Source organism: Pseudoalteromonas sp. bablab_jr011 (assembly GCF_016464045.1).
Classification (GTDB): Bacteria; Pseudomonadota; Gammaproteobacteria; order Enterobacterales; family Alteromonadaceae; genus Pseudoalteromonas; species Pseudoalteromonas lipolytica.
Genome location: NZ_JACDWU010000015.1, coordinates 1 through 536, shown reverse-complemented (window position 1 = coordinate 536; position 536 = coordinate 1). Strand labels below are relative to the sequence as shown.

1 protein-coding gene is annotated in these 536 nt (G+C 42.5%); it reads left to right on the top strand.

What is annotated here, in order from left to right; translation table 11 throughout:
- Positions 1–536 (top strand): Ig-like domain-containing protein (locus JIG41_RS00210; RefSeq protein ID WP_409372698.1); only part of this gene is annotated, 536 nt, incomplete at both ends.

Sequence of the window (536 nt, the reverse complement as noted above, 5' to 3'; positions counted from 1 at the left end):
GTACCAAGCAACATCACGGTTGTAGCGCTTGACGATATGGTAACCACAGAAGAAACAGCAATTAGCTTTGATGTTCACTATATTGATGAAACAAACTCGAAAAATGAAATTTCAGTTATTTCAGACAATGTAAGTTTTGAAGTTGATGGCGATACAGTCACCGTAACACCCAATGAGAATTTCTACGGTGAAACAGAAGTGACGGTGGTTGTTTCTGACATTGAGAACCCATCAGATGCTGCAAGCACGACGTTTATGTTGACGGTTGAAGGTTTAAATGACGCACCCGTCGTTTCAGTTGAAGCAAGTGCTCAACAAATGACGGAAGGCGGCGTACTAACCCTTGATGCATCGGCATCACATGATTTAGATAATGATGAGTTAACTTTCTCATGGGAAGGTCCTGGTGTAATAGCAAGCCCGACATCAGCAGTTACAGAAGTGTCTGGTTTAAGCGTTGGAGAGCATCAATTTACAGTAACAGTAAGCGATGGTGTTGACGCGATGGAGTTAGGTGTTTCAGTAACTGTTACTGC